The sequence below is a fragment of the Corynebacterium sp. UMB6689 genome (assembly GCF_030215295.1).
GTDB lineage: Bacteria > Actinomycetota > Actinomycetes > Mycobacteriales > Mycobacteriaceae > Corynebacterium > Corynebacterium aurimucosum.
The window spans coordinates 1-264 of the sequence record NZ_JASOLS010000186.1 but is presented as its reverse complement, the minus strand read 5'-3'; the positions used below and the strand labels follow the sequence as shown (position 1 = coordinate 264).

Below are 264 nucleotides of genomic sequence, written 5' to 3'. Positions count from 1 at the left end.
CCAAGAATGCAGCGGCATCTTTGATGAATCTCCATTCGACGTGTCTGCATATTTGCGGGTATACCTCTCTAACGTATGGTGTCTCGACTGGTATGAGGGGGCCCTGCGCAATCTTGTGCTTGCTCTCAAACATGACCAGCGGGTAGATCCCTACCCCTATTTACTTCGCCTCGGGCATGCCTTGGCAAAGGCGCCATTTCTAAGCAAGGCCGACGACCTTGCTATCGTTCCGGCGCCGCCATCCTGGAAGCGTCGACTCTTCGG

Annotated in this window: 1 protein-coding gene; it reads left to right on the top strand. The window is 54.9% G+C overall.

Going from position 1 to position 264, the window contains the following annotated elements:
• Positions 1-264, top strand: a 264-nt coding sequence (locus tag QP363_RS13155) for a hypothetical protein (protein ID WP_284764813.1), incomplete at both ends; no start/stop codon positions are given.